Consider the following 14,992-nt stretch of genomic DNA (forward strand, 5'->3'; position numbering starts at 1 on the left):
AGGATATAAACGATGGGGACATTGCCAAAAGACTTTTTATGGGGAGGCGCTCTGGCCGCCCACCAATTTGAAGGGGGATGGAATAAAGGCGGCAAGGGGCCGAGTGTAGTGGACGTCATGACGGCAGGGGCGCATGGTGTGCCCCGGAAAATAACAGATACAATTGAAGAGCGGGAATTTTATCCGAATCATGAAGCGATCGATTTTTATCATCGTTATAAAGAAGACATCGCGTTATTCAGCGAACTGGGCCTGAAATGTTTAAGAACGTCCATCGGCTGGAGCAGAATTTTTCCTAAAGGTGATGAAGCCGAGCCCAATGAGGAAGGATTGGCTTTTTACGACCGGGTGTTTGATGAATTGCTGAAACATGGGATTGAACCGGTAATCACGCTGTCACATTTTGAGATGCCGCTGCATTTGGCGAGGGAATACGGCGGTTTCAGAAACAGAAAAACAGTCGGATTTTTTGTGAAATTCGCTGAAGTGTGTTTTGAACGCTATAAACATAAGGTGAAGTATTGGATGACGTTTAACGAAATTAATAATAAGATGGATGTGAAAAATCCGATCTTTTTATGGACGAACTCAGGCGTCGCCGTCAAAGAAAACGAAAACGCAAAAGAAGTCATGTATCAGGCCGGCCATCACGAACTGCTGGCAAGCGCATTGGCTGTTTCGAAGGGAAGGAAAATCAATCCCGAGTTCAGGATCGGCGCGATGGTATCACATGTTCCGATTTACCCGTACTCATCTCACCCCGATGATGTGATGCTGGCTGAAGAAACGATGAGACAGCGTTTTTTCTTCCCGGACGTGCAGGTTCGCGGATATTATCCAAGCTATGCGTTAAAAGAGTTTGAAAGAGAAGGCTATCAGATACACTTTGAAGACGGTGATGAAGAGATTTTGAAAAACGGCCGAGTGGACTACCTCGGATTCAGCTATTACATGTCTACAACCGTAAAAAGTGATGTATCAAACGATAATACCGGAGATGTCGTGAACGGAGGATTGCCAAACGGCGTGGACAATCCTTATATTACAGCGAGTGATTGGGGCTGGGCGATTGACCCGACCGGTTTACGGTACACATTAAACCGCTTATACGACCGCTATCAGATTCCATTATTTATCGTGGAAAACGGATTCGGCGCCATCGACACATTAGAAGAGGACGGTTCAATTCATGACACTTCAAGAATTGAATATTTATCGTCACATATAAAAGCTTTGAAAAAAGCAATCACATATGATGGTGTGGATGTAATGGGCTATACACCATGGGGAATTATTGATATCGTGTCATTTACAACCGGAGAAATGAAAAAACGCTACGGCATGATTTATGTTGATCGGGATAATGAAGGCAACGGTTCAATGAGGCGGCTTAAGAAAGACTCATTTGAATGGTATAAAAAAGTGATTGAAACAAACGGTTCATATGTATCCTAAAGGTGTAAAAAGGGAAGGCTTCACCGTCGTGTGAAGCCTGCTTTTTATCAGTAATTTTGAAAGCGTATTCATTCAAGCGGGAAGGAGGTGACTGTCCGGCTTTTCATTTAGAATCGCTTATAAAAATAAGGAAAGGGATGGTGGTTCATGTTTTTTAAAAAAGGTCTGCACATGACGCTGGTTTTTCTTATGTTTTTCTTTTTCATATCAAGCAGCATGGAAACCGAAGTGTATGCGGCTGATCGGAAGGCTTCAGACAAAAACAAAGTAAGGGTGTGGTTCAGTTCTGAAAAAGATCCGGCTTCCCGTACGTGGTATGACGGGCCGCTGGAAGTGAAATACGCCTTAGACGAACAAACACCGCTTACATTGACAAAAAAGAAGGCTTCTGACTCCGCCGCTGTGTATATTGATCCGTCGCGCCGCTATCAAAGTGTGTTAGGCGTAGGATCGTCTCTGGAAGAATCCACAATCCATAATTTATCAAAAATGACACCCGCAAAAAGAAAGGAAGTGCTGAAAAAACTGGTTGATCCCAAAGATGGTATCGGCATGGACGTTATGCGCATAACGATCGGGACATCTGATTTTACGGCACAGGAATTTTATACGTATGACGATATGCCTGAAGGCCAAACAGATCCTAAGCTCCGTCATTTCTCGATCCAAAAGGATATTGATTTACACATTACAGCAACCATCAAGGAAGCGCTGGCGATAAATCCGGAACTGAAAATCATTGCCTCGCCGTGGAGCCCGCCGGCTTGGATGAAAACGAATGAAAACCTCAAGCGGGGAAAGCTGAAAGATAAATATATCGGCGCACTGGCCGTTTACTTCCGCAAATTTATTGAGGCGTACGAAAAGCAAGGAATTCCGATTTATGCCATGACCCTTCAAAATGAACCTTTGCTGGAAATCGACTATCCGAGCATGTATATGCCGCCGTCTCAGCAGCGCAAACTGGCACTGGCCTTAAAAAAAGAAATGAAAAAACACGTAATTGACACGAAAATTTGGATTTATGATCACAATGCGAGCGGGGCGTGGAACTATATTCCGCCGATTTTAGATGATAAAAAAGGAAACCGGGCGGCAGACGGCATCGCTTTTCACGATTATGACGGTGACCTTTCCGTCATGTCGGAAATCGGAAAGAGATATCCTGATCAATCTATTCACTTAACGGAGCGGTCTGTCTGGGGGACGGCAGGGGCGGACCGGATCGCGCAGTATTTCCGCAACGGCGCGTCGAGCTACAATGCGTGGGTGACGATGCTCGACAGTCAAATCAAGACGCATCATTGGATAGGCACCCCAGACCCGACGCTGTTTATTCAGGATGCTAAAAACCCTGACCGCTATTGGAATATCCCGATCTTTCATATGACAGGCAACTTTTCAAAATTTATCGACCGGGGAGCAAAGCGGATAGAAAGTAATTACGGCTCCAAAAACACAGTCTCGAATGTATCGTTCCTTAATCCTGATCAATCCATTGTGACAGTCGTAATCAACCAGACATCCGCCGATCAAAAATTCCATGTCGTTTCAGAAAATCGGCAGTTTGAAGCTGTCACCCCGGCTAAAACTGTGGCTACCTACAAATGGAAGTGAAAAAAGTAAAAAACCGGCACATTTACGTGCCGGCTTCTTTCTGTTAAGCGCCTTTTTGGTTCAGTTGATCAGAAGGCGCTTTATTGAATAAACCGTCTTTGACGGCGTTTGAAGCCGCATTTTTTACAAAAAACGGGTTAAGGATAATAACGGCTGCCATGTTAGCGGTCAAACCCCAAAAGCCTTCATATATACCGTGGGCGGATTGGGTGATATTTACCGTGAATGTCACGATAAGACCGACGAGAAGACCGATAATTGTCGCTTCTTTCGTTTGATTCTTCCAAAACAGACTGACGGCGATAGCCGGAAAGATCTGAACCATGCCGGAAACACCGAGAAGCTGAAGGGTAACGAGCGCAGTCGGGAACAGCATGCCGAATAAAAGCGCGAGTCCGATGACGACAAATACCATTGAACGGGTGATCATCGTCAGCTTGCTTGGTGACACATTCGGGTGAATCAAATCCCGATATAAGTTATTCGCAAATAAGTTTGATGCCCCGATGGCCATGATAGAGCAGGGAATCAATGACGCAAGGGCAATCGTGGAGTAAGCAAAGCCCTGCGCGACTCCGCCGTAAGACGTTTGAATCAGCTTCAATAAAGCGAGCCGCGGATTGGTATCTTCCGGCAGGACAAGAAACGCGATAAAGCCGAGAAAAATAACAAGAATCAAAACAATATTATAAAGCGGCAGAAACATGCTGTTTTTGCGGACGGCATCTGCGCTTTTTGCCGTAAATACGCCGGTTGCCGCATGCGCCCACATAAAGAGCGCCAGCGCAGATACGATGGAAGCTGTGATAAACCAAGGAATTCCTTTCGGCCCCGAATCCGGGATCGTCAGCATTTGCGGCGCTTTTTCAGCCAGAGTGTGAATCATCGGCGTCCAGCCGTGAAAATGGATCAGCGGGAGTGAGACGACCATAAACAGCATAATCACCCACACCAGAATGTCTTTAATAATCGCCGTAAAGGTCGGCCCTTTAATTCCGCTGAAAAAAGTATACAGCGCTACAAGAATAAAAGAGATAATGACGACCATATTGACATTAATGACACCCGTTCCGGCCACCTGAAGCGTATCTTGAATTCCGCTCAGCTGGAGACAAATATAAGGAATGAGCATAAGAACGCCGACAATGGCGACAAGACTGGCCAAAAGTTTACTGTCAAAACGCTCACGGGCATAATCGGCAAGCGTCGTTAATTTGTGTATTTTTGCCACTTTCCACAGCTTCGGCAGAAAGAAATAAGCGATAAAATACGCCAAAACAGAATACGGGATTGCAAAAAAAGCAACGCTTCCCCCTGTGTAGGCTGTGCTTGTTAAGCCTAAAAACGTATAAGCCGTATAAAGATCCGCGCCGACTAAAAACCAGACGAGGAGCCCCCCGAACCGTCTGCCGCCGACAGACCATTCCTCAACAGAAGTGCGTGATGATTTGTCTCTCCCGGCTATAAAGCCGATGCAGACAACGGTTAAAACGATGATGGCTGTAATGATCAATGCTGTTATATTTGCGGGCATCAGTCCAGTCCTCCTTGTTTCTTCTGCAGCCTATAGATAAGAAACGAACATAATGGAGTGACTGCGATCCATAAAAGCAGCCAGAAATGAAAAAAAGGCAGCCCGATAATGATCGGATGAACCCGATTAGCGGCTGACAGCAGGGCCAGCTGGCTGAAAGGGATTAAGATGAGAACGAAAATTAGTGCTTTTCTGACCATTTACTTTCCTCCTGAAACTTGATAATGCTCCTTATCATAGCAGGTGTCAGATAAGATCACAAGATATTTTTCAGAAAAAAAAGAATTCTATTACTTTTTTAACTGAAACACTTTAGTTGCATCTTCATTCATATTAAATTAGAATAGTTAATATCTCGAAATCAAGATATTTAGGAGTGAATACATTGAATACACAAGGATTGCACCATGTTACCGCATTTGCAAAAGATCCTGCTGAAAATCTTCGGTTTTATACTGAAGTGCTGGGTTTGCGGCTCGTTAAAAAAACCGTTAATTTTGACGACCCGGCCACTTATCACTTTTATTTCGGCAACCAAAACGGAGAGCCGGGCACGATTATTACATTTTTTCCTTTTCAGGGAAGCCGCCCGGGAACCGTGGGAAAAGGGCAGGCCGGAAGAATTTATTTCTCCGTGCCGAAAGGAGCACTCGCGTTTTGGAAGCGCCGGCTTGAAGAAAACGGCTTGTCTGTAAAAGAACAGATCATGCTGTCTGAACAAGTGCTTCTCTTTAATGATACAGAAGACCTGCCGCTTGCCATAATGGAAGATGAAAGAAGCGGACAGAGTGAATGGACGTCTCCGGGCATTACCGAAAAAGAAGCGATCACAGGCATGAGAGGTGTTCTTCTGTACTCGTACCGTCCTGAAGCAACCATTCAATTTCTCATAGAACGCTTCGGTTATTCAAAGACAGGAGAAGAACATCAGATTGTCAGGCTGCAATCGGAGGCGCGGATCGGACATATTATAGATGTTGACCTTGCGCCGAAAGAAACAGGTATCGGCGGTTACGGGACAGTTCATCATGTCGCTTTCCGCACTAGCGAAAAAGAGCAGGCGAAATGGAAGGATATTCTTGCTGATTCTCATCTTGCTTCATCTGACATTCTTGACAGGTCTTACTTCACATCAATTTATTTCAGGGAAAGCGGCGGCATTTTATTTGAAATGGCAACCGATGAACCGGGCTTTATGACGGATGAATCCTTTGAAAATCTCGGAACAGAGCTGAAGCTTCCGGAATGGCTGGAAGAGCATCGCAGCCAGATTACAGCTGTTCTGCCCAAAGTGGAGAAAGGAGAATGATGATGAAACATGTGTTTGAACAGGGAACGTCAGAAAATGTTCTGCTGCTTTTGCACGGAACGGGAGGAAATGAACATGATCTTCTGTCGCTCGGACGTTTTATCGATCCGAACGCAAGTCTGCTCGGGGTCAGAGGATCAGTGTCGGAAAACGGCATGCCCCGTTTTTTTAAGCGGCTGAAAGAAGGCGTATTTGACGAGAAAGATTTAATTGAACGGACGGAAGAATTAAAGAATTTTATTGATGAAGCGGCGCAAATGTACGGATTCAGCAGAGAAAACGTGATTGCTGCCGGCTATTCAAACGGCGCCAATATTGCAGCAAGTCTTTTGTTTCATTATAAGGATGTACTGAAAGGAGCGGTTCTGCATCATCCGATGGTGCCGATACGCGGAGTGAAGCTGCCTGATATGGAAGGGCTGCCTGTGTTTATCGGTGCGGGAAAACGCGATCCCCTATGTACAAAAGAAGAATCGGAGGAGCTTTATCAGTATCTGACAGCTGCTCATGCATCCGTTGCTCTTGAATGGCAAGAGGGCGGTCATCAGCTCACACAGCAGGAAGCAGAGCAGGCACGAACCTGGTACAGTGAGCGATTCCTATAAAAAACCCTTAGTCTGCTTAAGCGGACTAAGGGTTTCTTTCATCTTACAGCCAAGTTGACACTTTAGATACAGGCAGCCGGTTGCTTTTATGTGCCGGCTTAACGGCTTTACCGATTGAAATCAGCATGACGGGCACGAAACGCTCGCTCACGTCGAATTCCTTAACGAATTGCTCTTTATTGAATCCGCCGATCGCGCAAGTGTCGTAGCCTTTTGCTTTAGCGGCAAGCATCAGCTGCATCGCTGCTAAAGAAGCGTTTAAAAATGCTGAATCACGGGCAAACTGATCATTTTGGTATGCACCGTTAATCTGGCCTAAAAGCGTTTGTTTAATCTCTTCTGTGATATTGCCTTGCTCAGCCAGTTCAGCATAAACGTCTTCACCATTTTCATTTGCTTTTAAGTCGCCTAATACGGCAATAACTGCTGATGAATCAATAATCTGTTTTTGATTAAAAGCAACCGGAAGCAGGGCAGCTTTTGCTTCATCACTGTGAAAGACTTGAAAATGCCAATGCTGAAGGTTCCAGGCGGAAGGCGCTTGCGTTGTGATTTCAAGGAGTTCTGTTAATTCCTCCTTTGTAATGACCGCGTCTTTATCGTATTCTTTAACAGATGCGCGTTCCTTTAAAACGTCTAATACGGATGTCATCATGTTTCCTCCTTCGGATAAACGTGTTATCATAATAGAAAAGTTAGAAGCTTACTAAATGTAACTCGGAAACTAATTTTAATGGATCACAAAAAACTTGTCAATTCATAGATGAAGGGATGAACTCACGTGGGATATACAATGTGTCCTAAAATGGAATCTGCTTTTTCCCTTTTGGGAAAGCGCTGGAACGGCCTCATTATCCATGTACTGATGGACGGGCCGAAACGATTTAAAGATATGACCGAAACGATACCGACAATCAGCCAAAAAATGCTCGCGGAGCGGCTCAAAGAGCTGGAACAAAATGAAATCGTCGAGCGTCAGGTGCTGCCTGAAACACCTGTCAAAGTCATTTATAAACTGACTGATAAAGGCTTGGCCCTGCAAGCCGTTTTTCAGGAAATGCAAAAATGGGCAGACAGTTTTTGCGAGCCCGGGGGATCTGCCAACGACACATGTGATGAATAACAAAGGCTGCCCAAGGCAGCCTTTTCTTAATGATAATGTTTACTCGTCATAAAAACCATTAATATCAAAATTGTTCAGATTGAGATTCAAGCCTTTTAATTGCTTTAATAAAGCATCAAATGTAAGGAAATAATCATTTTTACATTCCGCCGGGACATCATTTGGAGAAAATAGTTTCATTCCTCCCTCAATCCACTGTTTCCGGTATAACTGAAATGCTGCTTCAATTAAATGATCAGGCGTTACAATAAACCCTAGGCTTACGTCATGGTCTTCGCTGTAACCGAATTCAAACCCGCAGCAGGGGCAAATATCAAATGTTTTTTGATATTCGCCGTTATAAACGGGTCTTGTCTCTAATCCTTTAAATCCGCATATCAAACAAGGGTACAACTCACTAACCAACATACATCCCTCTTTTATTCAGTTTGCGATCATTCAGAACAAGCGGGGAGGCCTTTTACAGTTTCCCGGTTAAAAACTGAGCCTCACCAAGCCCGAAGCTCCAATCGGCGTTCCCGTTTTCCGTAATGGAAATCATGACGTCCTCGGGTGATATGCCGCATTCTGTTTTAAGCTGATCAGCCATCAGTTGATATAATGTTTCTTTTTGATGTTCGGTGCGCGCTTTGCTGACAATGCTGATGATGACAAGATCTTTGCTTCTTTTGAAACCGAGCCCGGTATCTTCAATGATAAGCTCATGAGGCCGATGCTGGTGAACGATCTGATAACGGTCCGTTACAGGGACATCAAAAGCTTTAACAATGGCGTAATGGGCGGTATCCAGTAATTTTTTTAATGCTGCGTCATCCCGGCCTTCAATAACGTCAAAACGAAGTAATGGCATATTTTATTCCCCCTGATGGTTTTATATAATGTCGCAACTTGTAAAAAAGTATAACAGTTAATCAAAATGTAATCAAATTATAACCAAAATATTTATACATTAATGCAATATCAGAGAGAGACACATGTTGTTACAATCGCCCAATCAATTTCCTCATTTTATGAATACGCTTAAGAATAGGCAGACATAAAGGAGGAAAAACATGTACCCTCGTCATGCATTGTATCGCGGGAATTTCGGTCCTGCCGGATTTCCGGCGAGAAGTCCTTTTTTGTTCGGCGCTCCTTTATTCGGCGGATTTTTAGGCGGTCTTCTCGGAGGCGTGATTGCCACAGGTTTTACAAGACCCCGCTATCCGTACGGGTTCGCCGGTTACGGATACGGAGGCGTCCCATACGGCGGTTTCGGGCCGGGAGCCGGCGGTTATCCGCCATTTTATTAAAGAAAAAACGGCCTGCATCGCGCGGGCCGTTTTTTTATCTTAAAATCTCCACTTCCGATAGATTGTAGTCTTCCTGTTTTGAAAACATAACTTCAATCATCCCGTCTTTATAGACTGCTTTTGTTCCTTTTCGTTTGACGAGGCTCGGAAGGACGATTTCTTTTTTTCCTTCTCCCAGACTGCTGTTCTCTACAACGAGGCTGTGTGACGTATGCTTAATCCTGATACGGTCGAGTTCTTCTTGTTCGGCGGGAATTTTCGCAAAAACATGATCGGATGTTTCAAAAAGGTCAATTTCCGGCTTGGGCGGTTCCGCTTCGACCGGCTCGGCATTTTTGGACATGGGATCGCGAAAAGGGAACTGTCCGGCATAACCGGCGCCGAATACGCTTTCCATCACTCGGTTGACATATGTCTCGACATCTTTCGGATCAGCATTTTTAAACGTTTCTTTAGAGAACTGATTTTGGAAGGGAAAATATTTGTTCCAATCAAACACGGCATCTCACCCTTTCTTAACGGACAACATAGTATATGCCCGCCGGAAGCTTCCCGTGATATAATATAATCTGTTTACAGAAAGGAAGGGGAAGGCCGTGCAAGGGAATAACGCAAGAAAAGGAATCATTTATACCGCTTGTTCTTTCGCCATGTGGGGGCTGTTTCCGGTCTATTGGAAACTTCTTGAACAAATACCCGCATTGGACATTTTAGCTCACCGGATTTTATGGTCATTTGTTTTCATGTGTGTGCTTTTAACTGTGCTTAAGAAGTGGAAAACCGGATGGCGTGAACTGCGTCTTTTGAAATCGGAAGGGGGCCTGCTGGCGCTTTTTTTCGCTTCCGTTTTAATTTCCGTTAATTGGTTTGTGTACATATGGGCCGTTAATCACGGCTTTTTGCTTGAAGCAAGTCTCGGGTATTACATTAATCCGCTCGTTTCCGTTCTTTTGGGCATCCTATTCTTAAAAGAAAAGCTTAACAAGGTGCAAACAGCAGCCGTTTCTATTGCCGGGGCGGCCGTGATCATATCTGCGTTTCAATATGGCGCGGTTCCTTATATCGCATTGCTGCTTGCATTCAGCTTCGGCCTGTACGGCTTATGCAAAAAAAGAACCCGCATGTCCAGCACGATGGGACTGACGCTGGAGACGCTTTTGATTACCCCGGCTGCACTTATTTATTTAGGATATACAGCTGACGGGAGCACTTCCGGGTCCTTGGGGGCAGGAACATGGGCGCTCCTATTTTTCGCAGGCGTATTTACGGCCCTGCCGCTGTTGCTGTTTGCAGAGGGGGCAAAGCGTCTGCCGCTGTATCAAGTCGGCATTTTGCAATATATAGCGCCGACTATTACCCTTATGCTCGGCGTATTTGTGTATCATGAACCGTTTTCCGGGCAAAAAGCGTTTACCTTCATTTGTATATGGGCAGCATTGCTTTTGTTTACCTTTTCACAGATAAAATGGAAGCGGCCGATAAAAAGCCGCTAAGCCTTTCGCTTTCCAGCGATAGCTTAAATTATGTATAATCATTACGAGTATGTAAAGGAGCTGTACAATGGGCACTGATAAAGACATAGCAAAAGCCTATCAGGCACTGTGGAATAACCGCACTCTCCCGGCTTCAACCCTTGAAGAAGCGGAGAAGGCAATTGATCTTGAACTGCTTGATCAAAGAACACATCCGAGGCTCCGGAAGACACCCGAGGAAAAGTTTGCTCTGGCGGTGCAGCGAATTGTAGATTCCCGGCTGCGGCCGATTGAGAAATATGAATTGGTTGAACTACATACGAAGCGTTTGCAATTTTTAAAAGAAGAAAGAGGGGAGCAGCTATGAAAGCGATCATAAAAGAAGATGTGCAAACTTCTTTAGAGCGATATGCCGATCGTCCTGTATATATCCATTTGGAAACAACGACCGGTTCTTATTCAGCGCATCTGAATGAGAAAAACATGACGGTTGTAGCCTATATACGCAATGCAAAAGTGACGTACCATCAGGCGAAAATCAAAGGAAACGGCCCGTACCGCGTCGGTTTGAAAACAGAAGAGGGCTGGATTTACGCAGAAGGTTTAACTGAGTATACAGTAGATGACGAAGACCGCTTGTTAATGGCAGGGCATCTGCCGGGCGGAAAATTGGCGATTTCGCTTCAAATCAGCGAAAAGCCGTTTACAGTTTAAAGAAAAGGGTGAAAATCATGAAAGAACATGTACTCGTCATCCTGCCTCACCCTGATGATGAATCATACGGAGTGGCAGGGCTGATTGCTTTACACAGACAAAAAGATATTCCCGTTACGTATGCATGCGCAACGCTTGGCGAAATGGGCCGGAACATGGGAGATCCTTTTTTCGCGAACCGTGAAACACTGCCGCTGTTAAGAAAACAAGAGCTGATCGACGCATGCAAAGCAATGGACGTTACTGACCTGAGAATGCTCGGGCTTCGTGATAAAACACTTGAATTTGAAGATGACGAGTGGCTCGCGGATATGATGGAAGAGATTATCGACGATGTAAAACCGAGTCTGATTGTTACATTCTATCCGGAGCACGGCGTCCATCCGGATCATGATGCATGCGGCGAAGCGGTTATCAGAGCGCTTTACAGAAAGAAAAAAGAGGACCGCCCGCGCACGCTTTGCATGGCAATCACCCGCAACAGGGAGGAAGCCGTCGGCAAGCCTGATGTCATTCTTGATATTAAAGAGGTTGCCGATATTAAAATGAATGCATTAAAAGCGCACCGCACCCAAACGGAAGGCATGCTGAGAGAGCTGGAAGAAAAAATAAAAAATAACGAGCCGGTTCTTCAGACATGGTTTGAAGAAGAAGTGTATTGGACATATCCGTGGAAAGACTGATAAAAAAAGGGATAAGGCTGAAATGCCTTATCCCTTTTTTTGTGTCAGATCGGAGGCGATCGCTTCCGCAAGCGAAGACCGTATTGATAAATTTGAAAAACTCAGTCCGAGCTGCACCGCGGTTTGGGCGATTTCAGGACGAATTCCGGATAATGTCGCTTTCACGCCGAGCATTCCGAGTGATTCAATTAAGGTGAAAAGCTGTTGGGCAACCATCGTATCAATCATGGCTACGCCCGATAAATCAATGTACAGCTGCGTGATGCGCTTCTCTGAACACTGATGCAGCGTATTCTCCAAAATCATTTTGGCTCTTGCCGTGTCAATATCCCCGATCAGCGGCAGCAGTCCGACATTATCAAAAAGCACAATTACCGGCGAGCTCAGCTCGGTGATCAATTCTTTTTGCGCTTCAAGCTGAATGTTTGTGTTTTTATACATTTCCTCTATGAAAATATGAATCACCACATCAAACGATTTAATCAGCGTATGGAATATATCTTCGGCATCTTCTTCTGTCAAGGTGTCTGAATGAAGTCTGGTAAACTGCTTGACATGGCCGACATACAAATCACGAACTCTGATAAACTCGCGAATAATATAATGGATGGGAGTTTTTAAATGTTCTTCATCCCGTGCGGCTTCAAACGCCCACTTTTCCAATGCCGCTGTATATACTTCCTTCTCTTCAGAAAAAATCCGATTGAGCTGATAATTAAACGCCAGATTTTGTTTTTTCAGATTCGTGAGTACAGCCGGGTCAGTAGAAGCATAAACAGAATCAGGATCCGTATCATGAAGGGTATCAAACCATGTCTGACTGATGTCCTCCGCCCGTTCAGTTAAATAATCGTACAGCAGTTTATGTTTTGGCATTGCTGCTCCTCCTTTATGAAATCATCATTTTTTTCACATAATGCTTTTGCAGTTTCATCAGTCTGAAGAATAAACCGACAGCTCCTGCAGCAAGTCCTGCAATTAACCCGATCCAATAGCCGTATGCCCCGAGGCCCGTATAAGTGCCGACTGCGTAACCGACCGGAAGCCCGATAATCCAATACGACACAAAAGCCGCGCCGAGTGTATAGTTGACATCCTTATATCCTCTCAGAGCGCCTTGTATCGGAGCTGCTACGGCATCAGAAAGCTGGAAAAACAGCGCATAGATTAAAAAGTGCTGCGTCAACATGAGCACCGCCGGATCTGATGTATACATTCCGGCGATTTGCGGTCTGAACAGTAAAATGAAAGCCGCCGTGCATAAAGAAAAACTAAGCGCCATCACGATCCCGATATAGCTGTATGAGCGGGCATCCCTGTAGCGATTTGCGCCTGCTTCAAAGCCGACCAAAATGGTCATGGCCATGGATACGCTGAGCGGCAGCATATACAAGAGGGAAGCAAAATTCATTGCCGCTTGGTGGGCTGCAATCGTCACCGTCTGAAAATGGCTCATAAGCAGTGTGACAGCCGCAAAAATGCTCGTTTCAAAAAATACCGCAAAACCGATAGGCAAACCGATTTTCAAAAGCTTTCTGCATTCAGACGGAGAAAAACGGTACAGTTTCCGAAATACAGAGTACCCGGCAAACGGCCCAAATCTGCAGACGATAAAAAAGCTGATGGCGCAAATACACTAATAAGACAGGGCGGAAGCGAGCCCCGCACCGACTCCGCCCAATGCCGGCATGTTGAATTTCCCGAAAATAAATACATAATTTAAAACAAAATTAATAGGCAATGAGCAAAGCGTAATAAGCATTGTGACTCGCGTTTTGCCGAGTGCATCAATAAACGAGCGCAAAACGGTGTACACAAACAAAGGAAAAATACCGAGGGATAAAAAGCCTAAAAAGTGTTTGGCGATCGTCCGGACACGAGGTTCCAGCCCCAAATGTCCCAAGATCATATCAACGGTGAAAAAGCCGATCAGGATAACCGCCGCACTGAGAACGGCCGCTACATAAACGGCCTGGATGACGGAAAACGGCACTTCCTTTTGTCTGCCGGCTCCAAACAGCTGCGAAACAACGGGCGTAACGGCCATTAATATTCCTGCAAGGCCCGTATAAACCGGCGTCCACAAGCTTGAACCGATTGCAACCCCGGCTAAATCGGCGGCGCTCACTTTCCCTGACATCACCGTATCCAAAAAGGTGATCAGGGAAAGGCCCGCCTGTGTGATTAAAATCGGAATGAAGATATGTAACAGCTGTCTGACCTTTTGGCCGATCGTGTTCGTTTCTCTCAAGTTAGGTTCCCCGTTTCTTTATTTTAACGAGAGAAATTATAACATTTTATGTATAAAAAGCAATGAAAGCCGGCCTACTCTTTTTTGTCCGGTTTCGGCTTTTTAAACATCTTGGCATAAATGAATGAAAGTGAAATGACCCCTAAAAAGGTGCAGATATATTGCATCAGCCGTGCGAATTCCATATGATGTGCGCCTCCTTTCATGATTATGGTGCACACAGCGGCGCATATCCATGCGCACGATGCAGAAAATAAGGGAAAGGAGCTGATGTGACATGCGCCACACTCAAATGACGGAAAGCGCGTTTACCGCTGCCGTTCAAACGTATTTGAAACAAATTACAGAGGATGCCGGAATGATACTGCGGACATTGGATGAAAAAGACCAATGCCTTCTTTGCGAATTAGATGAACTGGGACATACGTTTCAGGAAATGCAGGCTGTCGCTTCGTCGTTTTACCTGCAGTCATATATCGAACATTTTACGCCTTCCTATACAGAGCTGGCGAGGGCCGTGCAGCATCTGGCGGAAGAAAAACACGGAGCGCTGATTGTGATTGAACGTGCAGATCCGCTGGAGGGAATGATACAAAAAGGGACCAGCCTGCATGCCGAGATCAGTTCAGCTTTAATTGAGAGTATTTTTTATCCCGGCAATCCGCTTCACGACGGAGCCGTATTGGTCAGAGAAAACCGGGTTGTATCAGCAGCCAATGTGCTTCCGCTCACAACAAAACATGTCGATCTCAAATACGGGACGCGCCACAGGGCCGCGATGGGACTTTCGGCCGTGACTGATGCACTCGTGCTCGTTGTTTCAGAAGAAACGGGAAAAATGTCCTTTGCTAAAGACGGCGGACTGTATCCGCTTGTTTCGCCGCGGGCGCTTCATACGAAATAATAAGAAAATGGGAATATTGTACCCATTTAATAT

The 14,992-nt window shown here is 45.2% G+C and carries 18 protein-coding genes and 1 pseudogene; 11 read left to right on the forward strand and 8 right to left on the reverse strand.

Going from position 1 to position 14,992, the window contains the following annotated elements; translation table 11 throughout:
* Nucleotides 1-12 precede the first annotated feature (12 nt).
* Nucleotides 13-1,455, forward strand: coding sequence for a 6-phospho-beta-glucosidase BglA (bglA, locus tag OQ477_RS04575; RefSeq protein WP_265971557.1), 1,443 nt, complete (start codon nt 13-15; stop codon nt 1,453-1,455).
* A 147-nt stretch (nt 1,456-1,602) separates the two neighbouring features.
* On the forward strand, nt 1,603-3,072 hold the full coding sequence (locus OQ477_RS04580; protein WP_265971558.1) for a glycoside hydrolase family 30 protein: 1,470 nt from the start codon (nt 1,603-1,605) through the stop codon (nt 3,070-3,072).
* Between the two features lie 43 nt (nt 3,073-3,115).
* On the opposite strand, the gene OQ477_RS04585 is transcribed toward OQ477_RS04580, so the two are convergent.
* Nucleotides 3,116-4,606, reverse strand: coding sequence for a sodium:solute symporter family protein (locus OQ477_RS04585; protein WP_044802205.1), 1,491 nt, complete (start codon nt 4,604-4,606; stop codon nt 3,116-3,118).
* Complete coding sequence (locus tag OQ477_RS04590; protein ID WP_007612000.1) at nt 4,606-4,806, reverse strand: DUF3311 domain-containing protein; 201 nt, start codon at nt 4,804-4,806, stop codon at nt 4,606-4,608. Before OQ477_RS04590 ends, OQ477_RS04585 begins: the two co-directional genes overlap by 1 nt.
* A 185-nt stretch (nt 4,807-4,991) precedes the next feature.
* Between OQ477_RS04590 and OQ477_RS04595 the strand changes: the two genes are divergently transcribed.
* Both OQ477_RS04595 and OQ477_RS04600 read left to right on the forward strand, forming a co-directional pair.
* Nucleotides 4,992-5,915 carry a ring-cleaving dioxygenase gene (locus tag OQ477_RS04595; protein ID WP_265971559.1) on the forward strand — a complete coding sequence of 308 codons (924 nt, stop codon included), beginning with the start codon at nt 4,992-4,994 and terminating at the stop codon, nt 5,913-5,915.
* A gap of 2 nt (nt 5,916-5,917) precedes the next feature.
* Complete coding sequence (locus OQ477_RS04600; protein ID WP_163113992.1) at nt 5,918-6,520, forward strand: alpha/beta hydrolase; 603 nt, start codon at nt 5,918-5,920, stop codon at nt 6,518-6,520.
* 43 nt (nt 6,521-6,563) lie between these two features.
* Here the strand turns inward: OQ477_RS04600 and OQ477_RS04605 are convergent, their stop codons facing one another.
* Nucleotides 6,564-7,172 (reverse strand): nitroreductase family protein, encoded by a 609-nt coding sequence (locus tag OQ477_RS04605; RefSeq protein WP_003153727.1) that lies wholly within the window; start codon nt 7,170-7,172, stop codon nt 6,564-6,566.
* Between the two features lie 129 nt (nt 7,173-7,301).
* On the opposite strand from OQ477_RS04605, the gene OQ477_RS04610 reads away from it, so the two are divergent.
* Nucleotides 7,302-7,643 (forward strand): winged helix-turn-helix transcriptional regulator, encoded by a 342-nt coding sequence (locus OQ477_RS04610; protein ID WP_012117759.1) that lies wholly within the window; start codon nt 7,302-7,304, stop codon nt 7,641-7,643.
* A gap of 39 nt (nt 7,644-7,682) precedes the next feature.
* Here the strand turns inward: OQ477_RS04610 and OQ477_RS04615 are convergent, their stop codons facing one another.
* Nucleotides 7,683-8,051 (reverse strand): hypothetical protein, encoded by a 369-nt coding sequence (locus OQ477_RS04615; protein WP_265971560.1) that lies wholly within the window; start codon nt 8,049-8,051, stop codon nt 7,683-7,685.
* A gap of 52 nt (nt 8,052-8,103) precedes the next feature.
* Entirely contained in the window at nt 8,104-8,493 is a 390-nt protein-coding gene (locus tag OQ477_RS04620) for a tautomerase family protein (protein ID WP_265971562.1), read from the reverse strand.
* A 202-nt stretch (nt 8,494-8,695) separates the two neighbouring features.
* On the opposite strand from OQ477_RS04620, the gene OQ477_RS04625 reads away from it, so the two are divergent.
* The gene (locus OQ477_RS04625) at nt 8,696-8,935 is read left to right on the forward strand and encodes a hypothetical protein (protein ID WP_003153736.1); all 240 of its coding nucleotides are present in this window, start codon (nt 8,696-8,698) and stop codon (nt 8,933-8,935) included.
* Nucleotides 8,936-8,969: 34 nt separating this feature from the next.
* Here the strand turns inward: OQ477_RS04625 and OQ477_RS04630 are convergent, their stop codons facing one another.
* A complete protein-coding gene (locus OQ477_RS04630) occupies nt 8,970-9,434 on the reverse strand; it encodes a hypothetical protein (protein WP_012117757.1) in 465 nt (154 codons plus the stop codon).
* Nucleotides 9,435-9,531: 97 nt separating this feature from the next.
* On the opposite strand from OQ477_RS04630, the gene rarD reads away from it, so the two are divergent.
* From rarD to bshB2, 4 genes are all read left to right on the forward strand, one after another.
* Complete coding sequence (rarD, locus tag OQ477_RS04635; RefSeq protein ID WP_265971563.1) at nt 9,532-10,428, forward strand: EamA family transporter RarD; 897 nt, start codon at nt 9,532-9,534, stop codon at nt 10,426-10,428.
* Between the two features lie 67 nt (nt 10,429-10,495).
* Nucleotides 10,496-10,774 carry a hypothetical protein gene (locus OQ477_RS04640; RefSeq protein WP_007611981.1) on the forward strand — a complete coding sequence of 93 codons (279 nt, stop codon included), beginning with the start codon at nt 10,496-10,498 and terminating at the stop codon, nt 10,772-10,774.
* On the forward strand, nt 10,771-11,121 hold the full coding sequence (locus OQ477_RS04645; protein WP_007611980.1) for a YojF family protein: 351 nt from the start codon (nt 10,771-10,773) through the stop codon (nt 11,119-11,121). The genes OQ477_RS04640 and OQ477_RS04645 overlap by 4 nt, the downstream gene beginning before the upstream one ends.
* A 17-nt stretch (nt 11,122-11,138) precedes the next feature.
* Nucleotides 11,139-11,804, forward strand: a complete 666-nt coding sequence (gene bshB2 / locus OQ477_RS04650; RefSeq protein ID WP_007407961.1) for a bacillithiol biosynthesis deacetylase BshB2 — start codon at nt 11,139-11,141, stop codon at nt 11,802-11,804.
* 27 nt (nt 11,805-11,831) lie between these two features.
* On the opposite strand, the gene OQ477_RS04655 is transcribed toward bshB2, so the two are convergent.
* Entirely contained in the window at nt 11,832-12,680 is an 849-nt protein-coding gene (locus OQ477_RS04655; protein ID WP_007611979.1) for an STAS domain-containing protein, read from the reverse strand.
* Between the two features lie 13 nt (nt 12,681-12,693).
* Nucleotides 12,694-14,055, reverse strand: a pseudogene (locus tag OQ477_RS04660) (MATE family efflux transporter).
* Between the two features lie 277 nt (nt 14,056-14,332).
* Between OQ477_RS04660 and cdaS the strand changes: the two are divergent.
* Entirely contained in the window at nt 14,333-14,959 is a 627-nt protein-coding gene (gene cdaS / locus OQ477_RS04665; RefSeq protein WP_100261843.1) for a sporulation-specific diadenylate cyclase CdaS, read from the forward strand.
* Nucleotides 14,960-14,992 lie beyond the last annotated feature (33 nt).

Source organism: Bacillus sp. ChL18 (assembly GCF_026241425.1).
In the GTDB taxonomy this organism is placed as follows: domain Bacteria; phylum Bacillota; class Bacilli; order Bacillales; family Bacillaceae; genus Bacillus; species Bacillus velezensis.

Coding starts and splice junctions, on each gene's coding strand:
- bglA (WP_265971557.1), top strand. CDS start 13: ATGGGGACATTGCCAAAAGACTTTTTATGGGGAGGCGCTCTGGCCGCC.
- OQ477_RS04580 (WP_265971558.1), top strand. CDS start 1,603: ATGTTTTTTAAAAAAGGTCTGCACATGACGCTGGTTTTTCTTATGTTT.
- OQ477_RS04585 (WP_044802205.1), bottom strand. CDS start 4,606: ATGCCCGCAAATATAACAGCATTGATCATTACAGCCATCATCGTTTTA.
- OQ477_RS04590 (WP_007612000.1), bottom strand. CDS start 4,806: ATGGTCAGAAAAGCACTAATTTTCGTTCTCATCTTAATCCCTTTCAGC.
- OQ477_RS04600 (WP_163113992.1), top strand. CDS start 5,918: ATGAAACATGTGTTTGAACAGGGAACGTCAGAAAATGTTCTGCTGCTT.
- OQ477_RS04605 (WP_003153727.1), bottom strand. CDS start 7,172: ATGACATCCGTATTAGACGTTTTAAAGGAACGCGCATCTGTTAAAGAA.
- OQ477_RS04615 (WP_265971560.1), bottom strand. CDS start 8,051: ATGTTGGTTAGTGAGTTGTACCCTTGTTTGATATGCGGATTTAAAGGA.
- OQ477_RS04620 (WP_265971562.1), bottom strand. CDS start 8,493: ATGCCATTACTTCGTTTTGACGTTATTGAAGGCCGGGATGACGCAGCA.
- OQ477_RS04625 (WP_003153736.1), top strand. CDS start 8,696: ATGTACCCTCGTCATGCATTGTATCGCGGGAATTTCGGTCCTGCCGGA.
- OQ477_RS04640 (WP_007611981.1), top strand. CDS start 10,496: ATGGGCACTGATAAAGACATAGCAAAAGCCTATCAGGCACTGTGGAAT.
- OQ477_RS04645 (WP_007611980.1), top strand. CDS start 10,771: ATGAAAGCGATCATAAAAGAAGATGTGCAAACTTCTTTAGAGCGATAT.
- bshB2 (WP_007407961.1), top strand. CDS start 11,139: ATGAAAGAACATGTACTCGTCATCCTGCCTCACCCTGATGATGAATCA.
- OQ477_RS04655 (WP_007611979.1), bottom strand. CDS start 12,680: ATGCCAAAACATAAACTGCTGTACGATTATTTAACTGAACGGGCGGAG.
- cdaS (WP_100261843.1), top strand. CDS start 14,333: ATGCGCCACACTCAAATGACGGAAAGCGCGTTTACCGCTGCCGTTCAA.